Annotated in this window: 14 protein-coding genes; 7 read left to right on the plus strand and 7 right to left on the minus strand. The window is 59.0% G+C overall.

Features of this window, described 5'->3' with window-relative positions; all coding sequences use genetic code 11:
- Positions 1 to 70 precede the first annotated feature (70 nt).
- Positions 71 to 1,054 carry a Na/Pi symporter gene (locus DW937_RS09785; RefSeq protein ID WP_120120801.1) on the minus strand — a complete coding sequence of 328 codons (984 nt, stop codon included), beginning with the start codon at positions 1,052 to 1,054 and terminating at the stop codon, positions 71 to 73.
- Between the two features lie 202 nt (positions 1,055 to 1,256).
- Between DW937_RS09785 and DW937_RS09790 the strand changes: the two genes are divergently transcribed.
- Genes DW937_RS09790 through DW937_RS09800 form a run of 3 tightly spaced genes read left to right on the plus strand, consistent with a single transcriptional unit; the run spans position 1,257 to position 5,879 of the window.
- Complete coding sequence (locus DW937_RS09790; protein ID WP_243111459.1) at positions 1,257 to 1,763, plus strand: MarR family transcriptional regulator; 507 nt, start codon at positions 1,257 to 1,259, stop codon at positions 1,761 to 1,763.
- Positions 1,760 to 4,066: an ABC transporter ATP-binding protein gene (locus tag DW937_RS09795; RefSeq protein WP_120120803.1), complete on the plus strand. Its 2,307-nt coding sequence runs from the start codon at positions 1,760 to 1,762 to the stop codon at positions 4,064 to 4,066. Before DW937_RS09790 ends, DW937_RS09795 begins: the two co-directional genes overlap by 4 nt.
- A gap of 1 nt (position 4,067) precedes the next feature.
- Positions 4,068 to 5,879 carry an ABC transporter ATP-binding protein gene (locus DW937_RS09800; protein WP_118526087.1) on the plus strand — a complete coding sequence of 604 codons (1,812 nt, stop codon included), beginning with the start codon at positions 4,068 to 4,070 and terminating at the stop codon, positions 5,877 to 5,879.
- 85 nt (positions 5,880 to 5,964) lie between these two features.
- Here the strand turns inward: DW937_RS09800 and DW937_RS09805 are convergent, their stop codons facing one another.
- On the minus strand, positions 5,965 to 6,888 hold the full coding sequence (locus DW937_RS09805; RefSeq protein WP_120120804.1) for a LysR family transcriptional regulator: 924 nt from the start codon (positions 6,886 to 6,888) through the stop codon (positions 5,965 to 5,967).
- 173 nt (positions 6,889 to 7,061) lie between these two features.
- Here DW937_RS09805 and DW937_RS09810 point away from each other — a divergent pair, with 173 nt between their 5' ends.
- The 4 genes from DW937_RS09810 to DW937_RS09825 all read left to right on the plus strand — a co-directional run bounded on the left by DW937_RS09810 (position 7,062) and on the right by DW937_RS09825 (position 13,029).
- A complete protein-coding gene (locus tag DW937_RS09810) occupies positions 7,062 to 9,092 on the plus strand; it encodes an FAD-binding protein (protein ID WP_120120805.1) in 2,031 nt (676 codons plus the stop codon).
- 201 nt (positions 9,093 to 9,293) lie between these two features.
- On the plus strand, positions 9,294 to 10,214 hold the full coding sequence (locus DW937_RS09815; RefSeq protein ID WP_120120806.1) for a MoxR family ATPase: 921 nt from the start codon (positions 9,294 to 9,296) through the stop codon (positions 10,212 to 10,214).
- Positions 10,214 to 11,968 carry a hypothetical protein gene (locus DW937_RS09820; protein WP_120120807.1) on the plus strand — a complete coding sequence of 585 codons (1,755 nt, stop codon included), beginning with the start codon at positions 10,214 to 10,216 and terminating at the stop codon, positions 11,966 to 11,968. Before DW937_RS09815 ends, DW937_RS09820 begins: the two co-directional genes overlap by 1 nt.
- Before the next feature lie 308 nt (positions 11,969 to 12,276).
- Positions 12,277 to 13,029 carry a hypothetical protein gene (locus DW937_RS09825; RefSeq protein ID WP_120120808.1) on the plus strand — a complete coding sequence of 251 codons (753 nt, stop codon included), beginning with the start codon at positions 12,277 to 12,279 and terminating at the stop codon, positions 13,027 to 13,029.
- A 47-nt stretch (positions 13,030 to 13,076) separates the two neighbouring features.
- On the opposite strand, the gene DW937_RS09830 is transcribed toward DW937_RS09825, so the two are convergent.
- The 5 genes from DW937_RS09830 to DW937_RS09850 all read right to left on the minus strand — a co-directional run bounded on the left by DW937_RS09830 (position 13,077) and on the right by DW937_RS09850 (position 17,585).
- Positions 13,077 to 14,360, minus strand: coding sequence for an amidohydrolase family protein (locus DW937_RS09830; RefSeq protein WP_120120809.1), 1,284 nt, complete (start codon positions 14,358 to 14,360; stop codon positions 13,077 to 13,079).
- A 134-nt stretch (positions 14,361 to 14,494) separates the two neighbouring features.
- Entirely contained in the window at positions 14,495 to 15,442 is a 948-nt protein-coding gene (locus DW937_RS09835; protein ID WP_120120810.1) for a substrate-binding domain-containing protein, read from the minus strand.
- Positions 15,443 to 15,514: 72 nt separating this feature from the next.
- Complete coding sequence (locus DW937_RS09840; RefSeq protein WP_005945732.1) at positions 15,515 to 16,264, minus strand: amino acid ABC transporter ATP-binding protein; 750 nt, start codon at positions 16,262 to 16,264, stop codon at positions 15,515 to 15,517.
- A gap of 6 nt (positions 16,265 to 16,270) precedes the next feature.
- On the minus strand, positions 16,271 to 16,945 hold the full coding sequence (locus DW937_RS09845) for an amino acid ABC transporter permease (protein ID WP_120120811.1): 675 nt from the start codon (positions 16,943 to 16,945) through the stop codon (positions 16,271 to 16,273).
- Positions 16,926 to 17,585 (minus strand): amino acid ABC transporter permease, encoded by a 660-nt coding sequence (locus DW937_RS09850; RefSeq protein ID WP_118526105.1) that lies wholly within the window; start codon positions 17,583 to 17,585, stop codon positions 16,926 to 16,928. The genes DW937_RS09845 and DW937_RS09850 overlap by 20 nt, the downstream gene beginning before the upstream one ends.
- Between the last annotated feature and the right edge of the window lie 266 nt (positions 17,586 to 17,851).

Raw genomic sequence — 17,851 nt, forward strand, 5'->3', positions numbered from 1 at the left:
CCTTTTTGTTCCGCAGTAGGTTTCATCCCTTTCAGTATATGCGCAATTGGTATGTTTGTCCAGTAAAAACTTACCGCACTGCCCGGTCCGGCACAAGGCGGCACACAAACCGCACCATCAGCGGGGTCAGCGGTAGCCACACCAGCGTGCACACCACATTGAACAAGGTGTGCGCATTAGCGATCTGCCGGGCGATCACGGCAAGCTCCGGCCCTTTGGGCGAAAGTGCAGCCGTCAGCCGCACATACAACGGCAGACCGGCGCAGAACACCGCCGCGCCGGTCAGATTGAACACTGCATGGGCCGCAGCCACCCGCTTTGCGTCCCGGCTTGCGCTCAAGGATGCCAGCACTGCCGTGATGGTGGTGCCGATGTTATCGCCCAGCAGTACCGGCAGCGCACCCGCAAGACCCAACAGACTGCTGCCGTCCAGCCCGGGGCGGGCTGCGAAGTTCTGCAGCAGGGCAATGGTAGCCGAGCTGCTCTGCACTGTCAGGGTCATGCCAAGCCCCGCCAGCAGTCCCAGCCATGGGTGCTGCCGCACCCGACCCAGCCAGTGCACAAACACCGGGCTTTGCACCAGCGGTTCCATGGCAGTGCCCATATCGGCAATGCCCTCGAACAGCAGGCCAAAGGCGAACACCGCCCGGCCAATGGCCCGGGCCTTCTGCCCTGCACAGGCAAAGCAGAGCAGCAGCCCGGCCAGCAGCACAAGGCCGCGCACATCTTCCAGCCGGAAAGCCAGCAGCTGTGCGGTAACGGTGGTTCCGATGTTGCAGCCAAAGATCACCGGGACCGCCTGCCGCAGGGTCAGCAGGCCCGCACTTACAAAGCCCAGCACCATCACCGTGACTGCCGAGCTGCTTTGCAGCACCGCCGTGACCGCAGCCCCCGCCAGCACGCCCCGCACCGGGCTGCCGGTCACAGCGGCCAGCAGGCTTTTCAAGCGGCTGCCTGCCGCTGTTTCCAGACTGTGGCTGAGCGCATCCATGCCGTATAAAAACAGTGCCAAGCCGCCAAAAAGTGTAAAAATTCTTGTCAGGTTCTGTTCCACTGCCGCCGCCCCTCCCGCAGAAACGTTTCTTATTCTATTTATGCAGCTGCCGGGCGGTTCAGGCTTTCTGCCGCCCTCCCCTTTTTGTGAACTTTTTTAAAATTATCCTAAACTGCCCTTGCATTCTGGGTGCCGGAGGAATATTATTGTCAGGCGTTAATAGTTAACAGCTGTTAAGCATTCTGCAATGAGGAGGGATAGAATGTTGTACGAAACCGAAGCCGCCGCGAGCTTTCACGGTCTGTGCCATTTTTTTGGACGGCTGAGCAAGGCATCCCGGGCCGGCATGAAGGCGGCTCTGCGGGGCTGTCCCAAGTGCCACTTTCCCATGCTGGAGGGTCTGGCTCACACGATCCGTACCCGCGGGCAGAATGGAGCGGTGTATGTTTCCGATTTTGCCCGGGAGGCACACCAGCCGCTGCCGGCCATCAGCCGCAGCCTGCGCCAGCTGGAACAGGACGGCCTTGTTCTGCGCGAAGCGGACCCGGCTGACCGGCGCAAAACGCTGGTGCGCATCACGCCGGAGGGCTACGCCGCCTGTGCCCGGTGTGAGGATGCCCTCAGCGATTATTTTGCCTGCGTGATGGCCCGGCTGACACCGGAACAGGTGCAGCAGATGAACGTTTTGCGTGGCGCACTGATGGACGCCATTCTTGCGGAAAACGCTTCCCGTGAAGCAAAAAACAACGAAGGGAGAACCGAACTATGACGAAAATTTTCAAGCAGCTGGCCCGGCACTGGGCCGTCTGTCTTGTGGTGTTCGCGCTGCTGTTCGTGCAGGCGTACTGCGATCTTTCGCTGCCGGACTACACCAGCAGGATCGTGGACACCGGCATCCAGCAGGGCGGCATTGAAAGCCCTCTGCCGGAAACGATACGCCAGAGCACGCTGGACGCCCTCACGCTTTTGATGAGCGAAGAGAACGCCGATGCGCTCCAGAACGCCTACGGGTATTATCTTCAGGACGACGGCGTGCTGAAGCTGCGCACCGACCTGACCGATGACGAGCGCACCGCGCTGGAGGATGCCGTCACCACGCCGGACATCGTGCTGTATATGGCCGCCGCGCAGGCAGCGAACGCCCCCGCCGGGCAGGACACCATGGGCATGACCGGCCTTGCTGACATGCAGGCGGCATCCTCTGAGAGCACCACCACGGATAGCGAGACCGTCACCCCCACTGCCGAAGATCTGGACACCGTATGCGCCCAGTTTGCCGCTATGAGCCAGATGCCCGGCTTCACCCGCGAAGCTGTCCAGCAGCAGCTGACCGGTGCTTTTGCCAGTCTGGATGATACCCTGATGGAGAACCTCAAAAGCCAGTCCATGCTGCTGGTGCAGCTGGAATACGAGGCACAGGGCATTGCCCACGATGTGCAGATGCGCTACCTTTACCGCGTAGGCGGCCAGATGCTGGGCCTGACTTTGCTGATGGTGGCTGTGTCCATTGCGGTGGGCTTCCTCGCCTCTCGTGTGTCCGCCGCCATTGGCCGCGACCTGCGCCGTGAGACCTTTGCCAGCGTCATCGGGTTTTCCAATGCAGAGATCGAGAATTTTTCCACCGCATCTCTCATCACCCGCACCACCAACGACATCCAGCAGGTGCAGTTCGTCTGCGTCATGCTGCTGCGCATGGTGGCCTATGCGCCCATTCTGGGCATTGGCGGCGTGCTGCATGTGCTGAACAGCAGCACCGGCCTTTCCTGGATCATCGTGCTGGATGTGGCCGTTCTGCTGTTGCTCATCTTCTTCCTGATGAGTGTGGCCATGCCCAAGTTCAAGATCATGCAGAAGCTGGTGGACCGGTTGAACCTCGTCAGCCGCGAGATTCTGACCGGCATCATGCCGGTGCGCGCCTTCAGCCGTGAAAAGTTTGAGGAGGAGCGCTTCGACAAGGCCAACAAAGACCTGATGAGCACCCAGCTGTTCACCAACCGTGCCATGGTTGCCATGATGCCCTTTATGACCCTCATCATGAACGGCACCAGCCTGCTGATCGTCTGGTTCGGCGGCAAGGCCATGGACAACGGCACCATGCAGGTGGGCGAGATGATCGCATTCATCACCTACACCATGCAGATCGTCATGTCCTTCCTGATGCTGGCCATGGTGGCCGTCATGCTGCCCCGCGCCGGTGTGGCTGCGGAGCGCATCGACGAGGTGATCCGCACCAAGGCCACCATCAACGACCCGGACGAAGCTGCTGCAAAGCCCACGCAGGAGCACGAAAACTGGCAGGGTGAGGTAGAGTTCCACGATGTGAGCTTCCGCTTCCCAGGTGCGGACAGCGATGCGCTGGAGCACATCAGCTTTACCGCAAAGCCCGGCGAGACCACCGCCATCATCGGCTCCACCGGCTGTGGCAAATCCACCCTGCTCAACCTCATCCCCCGCTTTTATGATGTCACCGGCGGCAGCGTGACCGTGGATGGCATCGATGTGCGCAATATGCCGCAGGCACAGCTGCACGACCTGCTGGGCTATGTGCCCCAGAAGGGCGTGCTGTTCAGCGGCACCATCGACTCGAACCTGAAGTTCGGCGGGGAGCACATCACCGATGCCGATGTGAAAAAGGCTGCTGCCATTGCGCAGGCCACCGAGTTCATCGACGCAAAGCCCGAGGGCTACCAAAGCCCCATTGCACAGGGCGGCTCCAATGTGTCCGGCGGCCAGAAGCAGCGCCTTTCCATTGCACGTGCCATTGCCAAGGACCCCAAAATTTATCTGTTCGACGACAGCTTTTCCGCCCTCGACTTTAAGACCGATGTTGCCCTGCGCCGTGCACTGAAAGCCCAGACCGATAACGCTACCGTTATCATTGTGGCACAGCGCATCTCCACTGTGCTACACGCAAACCAGATCCTGGTGCTGGACGAAGGCCGTCTGGTGGGTAAGGGCACCCATGCCCAGCTGATGGCTTCCTGCCCGGAGTATCAGGAGATCGCCCGCAGCCAGCTGAGCCAGAAGGAGCTGGACCTCGAATCTCTGAATACCGAAAAGGAGGGTGAGTGATATGCCAAGACCCGGACGCATGACGACCGAACGCGCCAAGGACTTCAAGGGCACCCTGCTGCAGCTTGTGCGCACCCTTGGCCGCTACCGCCTTTCGCTCGTTACCGCCATTGTATTTGCCATTCTTTCTACCATCTTCAACATTGCAGGCCCCAAGGTGCTGGCAAAGGCCACCACGGCTCTTGCCACCGGCTGGATCGCCAAGCTGCGCGGCACCGGCAGCATCGACTTTGTGTATATCGGCCGAATCCTGCTGTTTTTGCTGGGCATGTACCTGCTGAGCAGTGCCTTCAGCTTTATTCAGGGCTGGCTCATGACCGGCCTTTCCCAGAAAGTCTGCTACGACTTCCGCAAGCAGATCAGCAAAAAGATCAACCGCCTGCCCCTTGCCTACTTTGAAAAGCGCACCGTGGGCGAGGTGCTGTCCCGCATCACCAACGATGTGGACACGCTGGGCCAGAGCCTGAACCAGAGCATCACCCAGCTCATCACCAGTGTGACCACCATGATCGGCGTGCTGGTCATGATGCTGTCCATCAGCCCGAAGATGACCCTGATCGCCCTGCTGATCCTGCCGGTCTCGCTGGTGCTGGTGCTCATCGTGGTCAAGTTCAGCCAGAAATACTTCAAGGCACAGCAGGCCATTCTGGGCGTTGTGAACGGTCAGGTGGAAGAAGTCTACTCCGGCCACAACGTGGTCAAAGCCTTCAACCGTGAGGCCGTGGTGCTGAACGACTTCAACGCCGCCAACGATAAGCTGTACGAATCCGCATGGAAGAGCCAGTTTCTCTCCGGCCTGATGATGCCCATTATGAACTTTGTAGGCAATCTGGGCTACGTGGCAGTGGCCATCGTGGGCAGCATTTTTGCGGCAAACGGCACCATTACCATCGGTGACATTCAGGCCTTCATCCAGTACGTCAAGAACTTCACCCAGCCCATCCAGCAGCTTTCTCAGGTGTCCAACATGCTGCAGAGCATGGCCGCTGCCGCTGAGCGGGTGTTCGAGTTTCTGAACGAGCCGGAGGAGGATCAGCAGGCAGACCCGGCCCGCCGGGCCGACCCCGGCTGCATCAACGGTCAGGTGACATTCCGTCATGTCCGCTTCGGCTACACCCCGGACAAGACCGTTATCCACAATTTCAGCTGTGAGGTCAAGCCCGGCCAGAAGGTGGCTATCGTCGGCCCTACCGGCGCAGGCAAGACCACCATGGTCAAGCTGCTCATGCGCTTCTATGATGTGGATTCCGGTTCCATCACCCTGAATGGCCACGATGTGCGGGACTTTGACCGCAGCGCTCTGCGCGAGGGCTTCGGCATGGTGCTACAGGACACATGGCTGTTCAAGGGCACCATCATGGAGAACATCCGCTATGGCCGTCTGGATGCTACCGACGAAGAAGTGATCGCCGCCGCCAAGGCTGCCAACGCCGACCACTTCATCCGCACCCTGCCCGGCGGCTACCAGATGGAGCTGAACGAAGACGCTTCCAACGTGAGTCAGGGCCAGAAGCAGCTGCTCACCATCGCCCGCACCATTCTGGCAGATAACCGCATCCTGATTTTGGACGAGGCCACCAGCAGCGTGGATACCCGTACCGAGCAGCGCATCCAGACCGCCATGGACCGCCTGATGGAGGGTCGCACCAGCTTTGTGATCGCACACCGTCTTTCCACCATCCGGGATGCCGACCTCATCCTTGTGATGCGAGATGGCGACATTGTGGAGCAGGGCACCCACGACCAGCTGATCGAAGCAGGCGGCTTCTACGCCGACCTGTACAACAGCCAGTTCGAGGACGTGGTGGAGTAAAGAACTTTTCCCTTTTTGAATGATTCCCTTATCAACACCGCCCGGCAGTTCTCCGAACTGAGAACCGCCGGGCGGTGTTTCTTTTTTATTCCTGAATCGCTTCCAGCTTCAGGCCGAACAGCTTTTCCGAGAAGGACGGCAGCTGCTGCTGCAACGCGCGGGCATAGGCCATTACCACCGGATCTTCGCGTTTTTGCCCCAGCACGATGCCAAAGCGGTGTCCCCTGCCCCAGTCCAGCACCCGCACAAAGCTGAGATCCGGTCTGCGGTAATAGACCGCCGGGACCATCTTGAGCGCCGGGTCCCCATAAGGCGCACTGCGGATGCCGCCCACCGGCGTAAACTCCACCCCGCGTTCCATCCCCTCCTGCAGCAGACTTGTCTCGTAGACAGTCTGGTACATCTCCTTGATGGGCAGCCAGCGGTATTGCAGCGCCTGCTCCAAGGTCAGCCTGCCCACCGGCATATCGGCAGGCGGGTGGATGGGGATGCAAAGCTCCGGCACATAGAACAGCGGCATAAAGGTAAGCCCCTGCGCGTAGAACTCTGCACTTTCCAGCTGAAAGGAAAGATCCATCTCCCCTTTTTTCAGGCTGCGCCAGATTTCGCTGCGGTTGGCGCACTTCCCCAGAATGGGCGTGTATTGCAGGCACAGGTCACTGGTGAGGGAAAACACATCATACGCGAACATCCGCATCGCCTCGTGACAACCGGCGATCTGCAGATGCCTTTCCGGTGGGTTTGCCTGCTGCTGCACCGCACGGGCATGGCGCACTGCCTCCTGATACAGGGCCGTCAACTGCTTTGCCTTGGGGTAAAAGTCCCGGCCTGCCGGGGTAAGGATCACCCGACGCGGCACATGCTGAAACAGTTCAAATTGCAGCTGTCCTTCCAATGTGCGGATCTGCTGCGAAAGTGCCGACTGCGAAAGATACAGCGCCTCTGCCGCTGCCGAAAAGCTGTCCATCTCTACGATCTTCACAAATCCTTCCAGTGCACTCTGGTTCATCTGTGCGTCCTCACCTTCTCACATTAGGGTTTGCTAAATTATAATATAACAAATTTGAATTGTAAAGTGTGCCGCTCTACGATACAATTGTTAAAGATTCAGCAAAGTAGTTTTTACCCTGCTGCACGATAAGAAGGAACACAACAAAGAACAAAAAGAAAGAGAGCATCCCTATGAACAAGATCTCCCGCAAAGGCTTTCTGAAGATCGCTGCTGCCGCCGCCATGAGCGGTGTCACTGCCGGCGCACTGGCTGCCTGCAATTCCGCCTCCAGCTCCACTGCCTCCGGTGCCGCCGGTCAGTACATCCCCGGCACCTACGAGGGCACCGCCGAGGGCATCTCCTCCACCGTCAAGGTCACCATGACCTTCTCCGACAGCGCTGTCACCGATGTGGTGGTGGACACCTCCGGCGAGACCGCTTCCTTCGGCGCTGCCGCTGCCGATGAGCTGCGTGAGCAGCTGCTTTCTGCCGGTTCTGCCGAGATTGACGGCGTTTCCGGCTCTACCATCACCTCCGACGCCGTGATGAAAGCTGCCAAGAGCTGCTACGCACAGGCAAAGGGTGAGACTGTGGTGTCCAGCGTACAGCTGCCCACCGGCGATGCAAACGACTGGCTGGGCAAAGAACCCGATATCGACGAGGCTGCCATCACCGAGACCGTAGACACCGACATTCTCATTGTGGGTGCAGGCAACGGCGGTATGTTTGCTGCCGCCTATGCAGCTGCAAACGGCCTGAATTTCCGCGTTATTGAGCAGAACGCCAACGTGCAGGACACCCGCCACTGGTACGGCGCGATCGACTCCGCTGCTGCCAAGGCCGCCGGTGAGCAGCCCGCCGACCGCGCCAAGCTGCTGAGCGAGATCTCCCGCTATGCCTCCGGCAAGTGCGACCAGCGCGTCGTCAAGACCTGGATCAACGAGTCTGCCGCTATGCACGATTTCATGCGTAGCATTCTGGAGGACAAGTACGGCTGGGTGTGCGATTTCACCTCCGGCAGCGAGGCTGCATGGCCTGCAGAGAACGCGGAGCACAACACCGACTACCTCTTCCCTGTGCAGGAGCACAACTACATGGCAAGCGAACGCGAGTCTGGTCTGGCTCGTAATGAGCTGCTGCTGCAGTACATTCAGGAGCTGGGCTACGATGTAGACTTCAAGACCAGTCTGGCCAAGCTGGAAAAGAACAGCGAGGGCCGCATTACCGGCATCATCGCCCAGAGCACCGAAGATGACCACTTTATCCGCTACAACGCCAACAAGGGCGTGCTGCTGGCCTGCGGCGGTTTCCCCGGCAACCCCTACATGATGGAGCAGCTGGATCCGCTGGGCACCAGCGTAACCACCGCCTGCTCCTACTCCCCTGCCGACAAGGGCTACGGCATCCGCGCTGCCGTGTGGGCCGGTGCCAATCTGGACAAGGAAGCTGCTCCCATGCTGTTTGACCGCGGCATCGTGGCTCCCGGCGTGGATGCAGGCTACGTGGACAGTGACTCCGCCTTCGGCGGCAAGGCCTTCCCCGGCAACATCCGCCAGTACAACCCCGGTACCCAGCCCTTCCTGAAGGTGAACCGCAACGGCGAGCGCTTTGCCAACGAGAGCAGCCCCTACAACGATATCGTCTACGCTGCTGCCCACCAGCCGGGCCGCGTCTACGCACAGATCTGCGATGCCAACATTCTGGAGGACGCAAAACGTTTCCACACCATCGGCTGCTCTGCCCAGACCCGCAACGGCGGCGAGAAGTACATTCAGGGTAAGATGGACGAGGCTATTGAGGCCGGTGCATTGTTCAAGTGCGATACGCTGGACGAGCTGGCTGACAAGATGGGCTTTACCGGTGCTGCCAAGGACACCTTCCTTGCTACCGTGGAACGTTACAATGAGCTGTACGACAAGCAGAACGATGAGGATTTCGGCAAGCCCGCTTACCGCCTGAGTGCCATCCGCACTGCGCCCTTCTATGGCTGCTGGCTGGGTGCCTCTCTGCTGACCACCGAGCAGGGCATTGCCATCAACGAAAAGGGTCAGGCGCTGGACACCAATAACCAGCCCATGGAGGGCCTGTATATCACCGGTGATATGTCCGGCAGCTTCTTTGCCAACAACTACCCCTGCCTGATGGCCGGTGTAGCCATGGGCCGCACCCTGACCTTCGCCATGAAGGCCGTCAAGCAGATGGCGGGTCTGGATAACGCCTGATTCAGCGCGGTTTTCCGGCACAACTTAAGCGTTTTTCCATTTCTTCTTTCTTCATGAAGAGAGGCGGTCCCTGTTTGGGGCCGCCTCTCTTTGCCATTTTTTCGCCACCCGCCCCCTACACAAATCCCCACGATTGTGCTATGATAAAGCTGAACAGCCGGTTTGTGCCAGACAACCGGCAAAATCGAGGTGTTTGTACAAATGTCTGATCTCCTTGAAACTCTGCAGCAGGAAGGGGTAGACCCCGCTCTGCTGGAAGCAGTCCAACAGTACCGCGCTGCCCATGCCCTGCCGGACGCACTGCGCCCGCGCATTCCTTCCCCTGCCTTTACCTACTACGGCAAACAGGTGTGGGAGCAGGCGCTGGCGGCGCTGCTCTGCGGCGAAAACCTGCTGCTGGCAGGCGGAAAAGCCACCGGCAAAAACGTGCTGGCCGAAAACCTTGCCGCCGCCTTTGGCCGTCCTGCGTGGGACATCTCCTTCCATGTGAACATGGATGCAGCATCCCTCATCGGTATGGACACTTTTGCGGACGGTCAGGTGGTGTTCCGGCCCGGCCCGGTATACCGCTGCGCCCAGTGCGGCGGCTTTGGTGTGCTGGATGAGATCAACATGGCCAAAAACGAAGCGCTGGCCGTGCTGCACGCGGTGCTGGACTTCCGCCGTGCCATCGATGTGCCCGGCTACGACCGCATCCCGTTGGCGGAGGAGACCCGCTTTATTGCCACCATGAACTACGGTTATGCCGGCACTCGTGAGCTGAACGAGGCCCTCACCTCCCGTTTCGTGGTCATCCAGATGCCCACCATTACGCAGGACGATCTGGAAAAGCTGCTGCGGACGCAGTTCCCCGATCTTACTTCCAAGTATGTGCGCCAGTTTGCACTGCTGTTCCTTGACCTGCAGAAAAAGTGCGACAGTGCAGAAATTTCCACCAAGGCGCTGGATCTGCGCGGTATGCTGGATGCCCTGCGGCTGATCCGGCGCGGCATCCCGGCAGGCGCGGCACTGGATATGGGCATCACCAACAAGGCCTTTGACTCCTATGAGCAGGGCTTGATCCGTGATGTGATCGCGGCGCGCATTCCGGCCAAGCTGGATGCCGCCAAGCTCTTTGGCTGATGGAAGCCCAGAGTTACACCGCGCAGGAGCGGCGTGCGGCCAATCAGGTCTGGGCTGCTGCAGGAGCCTATGGCTTTGAGCCGCTGTTTCTGGCCCGCTATACCGACGGCACCACCGATTTTTACATGAACACGGTCGTGGGCCTCATCCATAAATATTACGGTGACGCGCTGATCCGCAGCATCTTTGATGCATGGGACGGTGATCTGCGGCAGACCATGCTGGACGACATGACATGGCTGTATCTGGAAAATGCAGCCTATCGGCTGGAGCTGCCCCGCCGCCCGGTTCTGGAAGCACTGCGCCATGCCCATGCAGATTATTTCTTTGCCATCCAGTACAAGCTTTCGCGGCAGGAGTGGATGGCAAAAAATCAGCTGGTGTACACCATGCAGGCCGCACGCTGGCGGCGTGTACTGGGCCGTGCCGACCCGGTGATGACCCCTTATGAGTCCGGCCTCGCTGCGGCTCTTTCCCCGGAAAAAGCGCCGGCAGCGGAACAGCTGAAAGCCGAAATTTTATCGATCTACGCAAAATTCAACCTGTTCGACGGCACTGTGCACCAGAGAGCAGCTTTGCATCTACATCTGGACGGCCTGCTGGCAAAGCTTGCCACCAAAGCCATGCCCACCCAGATGATCAAGACCGACCGTGTGACCGTGGAGCACTCAAGCTCCGTGGATGCTGTGGGCAGCGGGCTGGCGGTGGACAAGCGCCGGGCCCACATCACCCTGAAGCAGGATGCCGCGCAGGACAGAGCCTACATCGAAAGCTGCTTCGGCCGCTCTCTCTACCCGCCGGAACGGCTGCGCAAGGCTGAGCAGGAGCTTTGCGTGGGCGACCATCTGGGGTGCCATTTGTGGTTCAGTGCCGGTGTGCCCAGTCCGGAACAGGCCCCCACCCCGGAAGCAAAACATCTGGCTGAGCAGGCTGAACTGCAGGCTGACCGCAACCGCGCTTATTACGCCAAAAATCGGGAACTGCACCGCAGTGTGGTGCTGCGGCTTACCGAGCAGATCCGCAACTGCATCCTTGTGCACCAGCAGCCCAACGCCCGTGTTGCCCGCAGTGGCAACCTGAACGCTGGGCGCATCTGGCGCGCACCACTTTTGAACGATGACCGGGTGTTTTTGTGTGCCGAGGAAGAGAACCAGCCCTCTTTTACGGTAGACCTTTTATTGGACGCATCCGCTTCCCGCCTGCACTGTCAGGAAGTGATCGCGGCTCAAGGGTCCATTTTGGCCCAGAGCCTTGCGGCCTGCGGTATCCCGGTGCGGGTGTCCAGCTTCAGCAGCCTGCGGGGCTACACCGTACTGCGTGTGCTCAAAGGCTTTGCAGACAAAAACCTGCAGAACATCAACCGATATTTTGCTTCCGGCTGGAACCGTGACGGCCTTGCCCTGCGGGCCGCAGGCGACCTTTTGCAGTATGCGCCCGGCCCTGCACCGCGGCATCTGCTCATCGTGCTGACGGACGCTTCGCCCAACGACAGCCGCCGCATCCCGCCCAGTGCAGAAAACCCGCTGGGCTGCGGTTACGAGGACGCTGCCGGTGTGGCTGACACTGCCGCGCAGGTGCGTGCGCTGCAGCGCATGGGCATCCGGGTGTCGGCTGTGTTCATGGGTGAGGACAGCTCTGCCGGTGCCGCTGCACAGATCTACGGCAAAAACATGGCCCGTATCCGCGGCATGGACCAACTGGCCCGCGCGGCCGGGCGGCTGATCCAGAACGAGATTCGTGAACTGGGCGATTGAACCATATTTTACCAGAACAGCCCACAGATGGGAGGCTTTGGCCTTGCCGTCTGTGGGCTGTTTTTGATACAGGACACAACTGATTCACTCTTGTAACAACCATGTTTCGGGTCACTGTTGCAGGATGCGCGGAAATATTTTGTTTTTCTGCAAACTTATAGTTGTTTTTTGTTGCAAAGTATGCTATACTATGTTCAGTCAATAAAACATTCCTGCGTAAGCCGCCTGCTGTGCACCGGGTCGTTTGGCGCAGTGCCCACCCGTTATACAACGAACTGCTGTGTTATAGTTTCAGGAGGGAACCGATCATGGATGCCAACCGTTATTTTGATGCCATGCACAACGCTATGTCAGCTCAGCACCCCGGTGCGCAGCTGCTGTTAACGGTAAAGCTGCAGGACACCTGCGGCAACGATGCCTGCCTGGAGCTGAAGCAGCTGCCCGGTGAGAGCACCTCCATTCTGTGCTACTCCACCATGGGTCGCCGCTGCCTGAACTTCCAGCTGTTCCGCAAGGGCTGGCAGCTGTGCCACAACGCCGATGGCCAGCTGGTGGGCCGCTTCCCTTCCAGCGCCGACGGCCTAATCGACGAGACCGATTTCCGCGCCTACTGCCGTGAGGACAGGCTGGATATGCCCCGCACCCAGCGCATCACCGCCGAGCTTCGCCAGTGCGCCGGTATCAATTATCAGGGCAGCATCCCGCAGAACGCCCGCACCGGTGCCGTTATTACCGTGGAGAGTTTTGTAGGGGCCGGTGCCCGCTGGACCTACTGGAGTCAGGATGTTCTGCCCAGCCTGCCGCTGGGTGCCATCCTCTACTGGCTGGCGGATCATCTGGCCGGTGCCGAGCGCCGCACCCTGCAGGCCGACCCGCAGGCAGCCCGCCTTGCCGCCCAGTGGCTGGCCGGTGATACAGCCGTATTCTTCCATCCGTCGGTGCCGATGACCGCCATGAATACGGCCTCTTCCGGCTCTGCACCCGCACGCCGCCGCACCACTGTGCCCGCTGCCCGCAACAAGAGCTGGCAAAGCATCATGGCCGTGATGGCAGGCATGTGAACGAAAAAGCAAGGAAAGACCGATCGTCTCTCCTTGCTTTTTCAGTATTATTCGAGGTACGGGTCCAGCAGGGCATCCACCGTTTTGTTCCGCTTGGGGTTCGGCTTTTTGATCACATGGCCGCGGCAGACCACCAGTTCCAGATGCTGCAGCGCACGCAGGTCGTCCAGTGGGTTGTGCTTCGTCACAATAAAATCTGCGCTCTTGCCCGGCTCAATGGAACCGGTCACGTCTCCTACTCCGGCCAGCTGAGCATTGCGCAGGGTGGCCGTGTAGAGGGCGAACTGGTTGCTTACACCGCAGTATTTGTGGAAGTAGCACAGCTCCCGCCAGAAATCATACTGGGTGATGTAGGGGCAGCCCACATCATTGCCTAATCCCACCGGGATGCCGTTGGCAAGGGCGGTCTTTGCGCTTTCCACCACGCCGTCAAACACGATCTTGCCGTTATACTGGTCCCTTTCCGAAGCACCGGAAACCGCCGTATCAAACAGTGCGTAGGGCAGCGCCGGGGAGATGGTGGTGCACACAAAGGCTCCCCGCTCCTTGTAAAGCCGGATGGTCTCATCATCCATCTTTGCGCCGTGCTCAATGGAATCCACGCCGTTTTCCAGCGCCACCTTTACGCCTTCTGGCGACTCGGTGTGTGCCGCCACGGTATAGCCCAGCTTGTGGGCCTCGTCGCAGACGGCTTTGACCATTTCCGGCTTCATTTTCAGCTCGCCGGGGGTTCCCTTTTCGGTGGCATCCAGCACGCCGCCGGTGATCATCAGCTTGACAAGATCCACCTTCTGTCCGCTGGCCTTTTTGAGCTGAGCCAATGCTTCGGCATTGTTATGGGCCGCAACTGCCACCGAGCCTGCCATATGTCCGCCCGGCACCGAAATGCCTTCGTTGGCAGCAAGGATGCGCGGTGCCAGCAGTCTGCCTGCAGCGGCATCATCACGGCAGCGGGTGTCAAAATCTGCAATGCCGCCCACGGTGCGGATGGTAGTCACGCCACCCAGCAGTTCCAGCTTCGCGTAGCTGCATACCAGCCTGTAGGCCACCGCACGGGTCGGGCCATTGCTCAGAATTTTGCGCACCAGCGCAGCATTATCCCGCGGCTTTGCGCTGGGCTTGCCGTTGCCTGCCAGATGCACATGCAGGTTGATCAGGCCCGGGCACAGATAGCCTCCGTGCAGATCGATGACCTCATAACCGTCCAGATCCACGCCCTCATCGACAATGGCAATGATCTTATCATCCTCGGTCAGTAGGATTTTGTGCGCTGCCGGCTGCATCTGCTCGGTGCCATCCAGCAGGATCCCGTTCGTATAGGCACGTTTCATTGGGAACATCCTCTCTTTTTCAATTTTTTCGGACAAGAGTTGTTTTGTTTCAGTATAGCACGTTCCGGCAGATGGTGCAATGCAAAAACGGGCAGGAAAGGTTCAGCCCTCTCCTGCCCGCTCGGTGTTTTTATTTACTGTGCGGCTGCGCTGGAAGCTACTTCGGAAGCAGCAGCCTCAGAAGCTGCTGCCTCGCTGGCAGCGGTCTCGCCGCCCTCGACCACCAGCTCGTCCTCGAAGTCGGTGCCGTAGGTATCCACCAGAGTCTCCTCATAGTCCTTGTGGAAGAAGTTCTCCTCGCCCAGAGTCTTGATCTCCTCGTTCAGCCAATCTAGAACGGTGGTGTTGCCCTGGCTCACAGCGGGAGCAATGGTGTCCTGACTGCCCAGAGAGGGAATGCCGACCGTGTAGCCGGTGTTCTGCTTTGCAAATGCAATGACCTCGGTGTTATCGTTGGCCCATGCCACGCCGTTGCCGTTCTCCAGTGCATTCTTGGCCGTTGCATAGGAATCGTACTTCTGCAGCGGAATATTGGGGTACTCCTTGGTCAGGTAGGTCTCAGCAGTGGTGCCGGAAATGACGATCATCTGATCGTCAGCGTTCCAGTTGTCCAGAGTGGTGATAACGTTGCTGTCCGGAGAAATGACGCCCAGTGCAACGTTCATGTACGGCAGAGCGAAATCCACTTCCTCTGCGCGCTCGGGGGTCACGGTGAAGTTTGCCAAGATCACATCCACCTTGCCGGTCTGCAGATACTCGATACGGTTGGCAGCCTCGGTAGAAACAAAGTTGATCTCTACGCCCAGATCCTCGCCCAGACGGCGGGCAAAGTAGACATCATAGCCCTGATACTCGCCGTTCTCATCCACGTAGCCGAACGGGTTCTTGTCGGAGAAGACACCGATGTTGATGGTGCCGGACTCCTTGATCTGATCCAGCGTGCGGTAGACCACGCTGCTGCCGGATGCTGCAGTTGCAGTAGAAGCAGAAGAAGAGCCGCCGCATGCGGTCAGAACAGCGGCAGCGGAAACTGCGCCCAGACCCAGCAGGAAGGAACGACGAGAGATCTTAGACTGTTTCATAATGATTACTCCTTTACAAAATCTTTCCCATTTGGCTGCGGAACACCCGCAGCCTTTATCTTGATCTGTGACTCATTTCACAGCATCAAACGTGAAGGTGCGCAGGAAGCGCTGCGCGCGCTCGGTCTTGGGCCGGTCAAAGAACTCGGCCGGTGCAGCTTCTTCCACGATCTTGCCGCCATCCAGAAAGATGACGCGGTTGGCAATGGCGCGGGCAAACTGCATTTCGTGGGTGACGATGATCATGGTCTTGCCCTGCTTGGCAAGGTCCAGCATAACGTCCAGCACCTCGCGCACCATTTCCGGATCAAGGGCAGCGGTCACTTCATCAAACAGAAGGATCTCCGGGTGCATACACAGTGCGCGCACGATGGCAACGCGCTGCTTCTGTCCGCCGGAAAGCTCACGCGGGTAGCTGTTTTTCTTGGCAAGCAGTCCCACGCGGTCCAGCAGAGCTTCGGCCTCCTGCTGCACTTCCGCTTTGGGGCGCTTCTGCACCTTGGTGGGTGCCAGAAGCACATTGTCCAGCACCGTCATGTGCGGGAACAGCTCGTAGCTCTGGAACACCATGCCGATGCGCTGGCGCAGCTGGGTCAGATTTTTACCGCCGTAGGCAACGGTCTCATTGCCCAGCCGCACCCGGCCGCTCTGGGTGGGCTCCAGACCGTTCAGGCAGCGCAGCAGGGTGCTTTTGCCGCAGCCCGAAGGGCCGACCACCACGATGACCTCGCCGGGCTTGACAGCAAAGCTGATATCATCCAGCACGGGGGTCTCGCCATAGGCCTTGATCAGATGTTCAACAGTCAAAATAGGTTCTGCCATGTACGGTCACTTCCATTTCTTTTCGAGATAGGATGCCAGCAGACTGATGGGCCAGCATACGAAGAAATATAACACGAAAACCGTGAGATAAATGCCAAACGCTGCGTTGGGGCTGGCGGTGCGGTTGGCCTCGATGATCTGCTGTGCTACCTTGATCACTTCCACCACACCGATCATCAGCACAAGGCTGGTGGTCTTGATCATGCGGGTAATCAGGTTGATGGACAGCGGGATCAGGCGGCGCACCGTCTGCGGAATGATGATGTACCAGTAGGTCTGCGCACGGCTCATGCCAAGGGCCTCGGCACTCTCATACTGGTGCTTCGGAATGGCGATCAGCGCACCGCGCACAAGGTCGCTCATTTCTGCGGTGCCCCACAGCACAAACACGATGATGGATGCCGTCTCGCCGGAAAGATTCCACCCAAAGGCACGGGTGGTGCCGAAGTAAACGAGGAACAGCAGCACCATCTGCGGCATGATGCGGACGAACTCCAGATACAGCCGCAGAATCGCCTTGATAACGGGGTTGCGGGAGGTCATGAGCACGCCCAGCAGGATGCCCAGCGGCAGGCTGATGATCACCGAGACGGCACTGATCTTGAGTGCAACGCCAAGGCCGCCCAGCAGGCGGGCCATGTTTTTGCCCTTGAACAGGACATCAAGACCCAAATCCAGCATAGCGCAGCCTCCTTTCGATCAGGCTGCCCACAATGGACACCGGCAGCAGAATGATAAGGTAGAACACCACCAGCAGGAACAGACATTCGATGGTCTTGGAATACATGCCGATGAGATCCTTGGCCGTGAACATCAGGTCCATCAGGCTGATGGCGCTGAACACGCTGGTCTCCTTGAGCAGGAAGATCACATTTGCCATGAAAGCCGGCATACTGGTGGACATGGCCTGCGGCAGAATGATGTAGCGCATGGTCTGCCAGCGATCCATGCCAAGGCTGTAGGCGCTTTCCGTCTGAATCGGCTCAATGGCTTCCAGACCGCTGCGGAACGCTTCGGCCATGTAGCTGCCGCCCAGAAACGCCAGACCGGCAATGCCGCAGATCTCGGCATTGGTGCGGATGCCCACCTTGGGCAGGCCATAATAAATGAAGAACAGCTGCACCAGCAGCGGTGTGTTGCGGGACAGCTGGATGTAAACACCCACGATCTGCCGCAGAACGGGCACCTTGTCATACTGGATCACTGCGCAGGCAAGGCCAATGATGATGGCAAATATGATGCCTGCAACACCCAGCCGCACGGTAAGTACAGCGGCTTTCTGGTAGAGCGGCAAATATTGCTGGATCGCATTCCAGTCCATTGCCGGATTCCTCCCTTGTATCCTGATTTGCGGGTCAAAACAAAACGCCCGGAAGCTCCCTTTTCAAGTAAGCTCCCAGGCGATCAGCGACAGATCCTTCTGCGTGTTCCCACACAGAATATGCAGATATGCTCACACGGCATACCATACTGCAGGGCGGCCGGTCCGGGAAGCGTTTGCGGTACAACAACACATTGCGCAACAACACATCATAGCCGTTTCCTCCCTGAATGATCTCAATTTTCGGATTTGCTCGACCCGATGCA

It is taken from the genome of Faecalibacterium sp. AM43-5AT (assembly GCF_003603345.1).
In the GTDB taxonomy this organism is placed as follows: Bacteria; Bacillota; Clostridia; order Oscillospirales; family Ruminococcaceae; genus Faecalibacterium; species Faecalibacterium taiwanense.

Excerpts from the sequence above, each read along its gene's own strand:
- DW937_RS09790 (WP_243111459.1), top strand. The coding sequence starts at position 1,257 with ATGTTGTACGAAACCGAAGCCGCCGCGAGCTTTCACGGTCTGTGCCAT.
- DW937_RS09795 (WP_120120803.1), top strand. The coding sequence starts at position 1,760 with ATGACGAAAATTTTCAAGCAGCTGGCCCGGCACTGGGCCGTCTGTCTT.
- DW937_RS09800 (WP_118526087.1), top strand. The coding sequence starts at position 4,068 with ATGCCAAGACCCGGACGCATGACGACCGAACGCGCCAAGGACTTCAAG.
- DW937_RS09805 (WP_120120804.1), bottom strand. The coding sequence starts at position 6,888 with ATGAACCAGAGTGCACTGGAAGGATTTGTGAAGATCGTAGAGATGGAC.
- DW937_RS09810 (WP_120120805.1), top strand. The coding sequence starts at position 7,062 with ATGAACAAGATCTCCCGCAAAGGCTTTCTGAAGATCGCTGCTGCCGCC.
- DW937_RS09815 (WP_120120806.1), top strand. The coding sequence starts at position 9,294 with ATGTCTGATCTCCTTGAAACTCTGCAGCAGGAAGGGGTAGACCCCGCT.
- DW937_RS09820 (WP_120120807.1), top strand. The coding sequence starts at position 10,214 with ATGGAAGCCCAGAGTTACACCGCGCAGGAGCGGCGTGCGGCCAATCAG.
- DW937_RS09825 (WP_120120808.1), top strand. The coding sequence starts at position 12,277 with ATGGATGCCAACCGTTATTTTGATGCCATGCACAACGCTATGTCAGCT.
- DW937_RS09830 (WP_120120809.1), bottom strand. The coding sequence starts at position 14,360 with ATGAAACGTGCCTATACGAACGGGATCCTGCTGGATGGCACCGAGCAG.
- DW937_RS09835 (WP_120120810.1), bottom strand. The coding sequence starts at position 15,442 with ATGAAACAGTCTAAGATCTCTCGTCGTTCCTTCCTGCTGGGTCTGGGC.
- DW937_RS09840 (WP_005945732.1), bottom strand. The coding sequence starts at position 16,264 with ATGGCAGAACCTATTTTGACTGTTGAACATCTGATCAAGGCCTATGGC.
- DW937_RS09845 (WP_120120811.1), bottom strand. The coding sequence starts at position 16,945 with ATGCTGGATTTGGGTCTTGATGTCCTGTTCAAGGGCAAAAACATGGCC.
- DW937_RS09850 (WP_118526105.1), bottom strand. The coding sequence starts at position 17,585 with ATGGACTGGAATGCGATCCAGCAATATTTGCCGCTCTACCAGAAAGCC.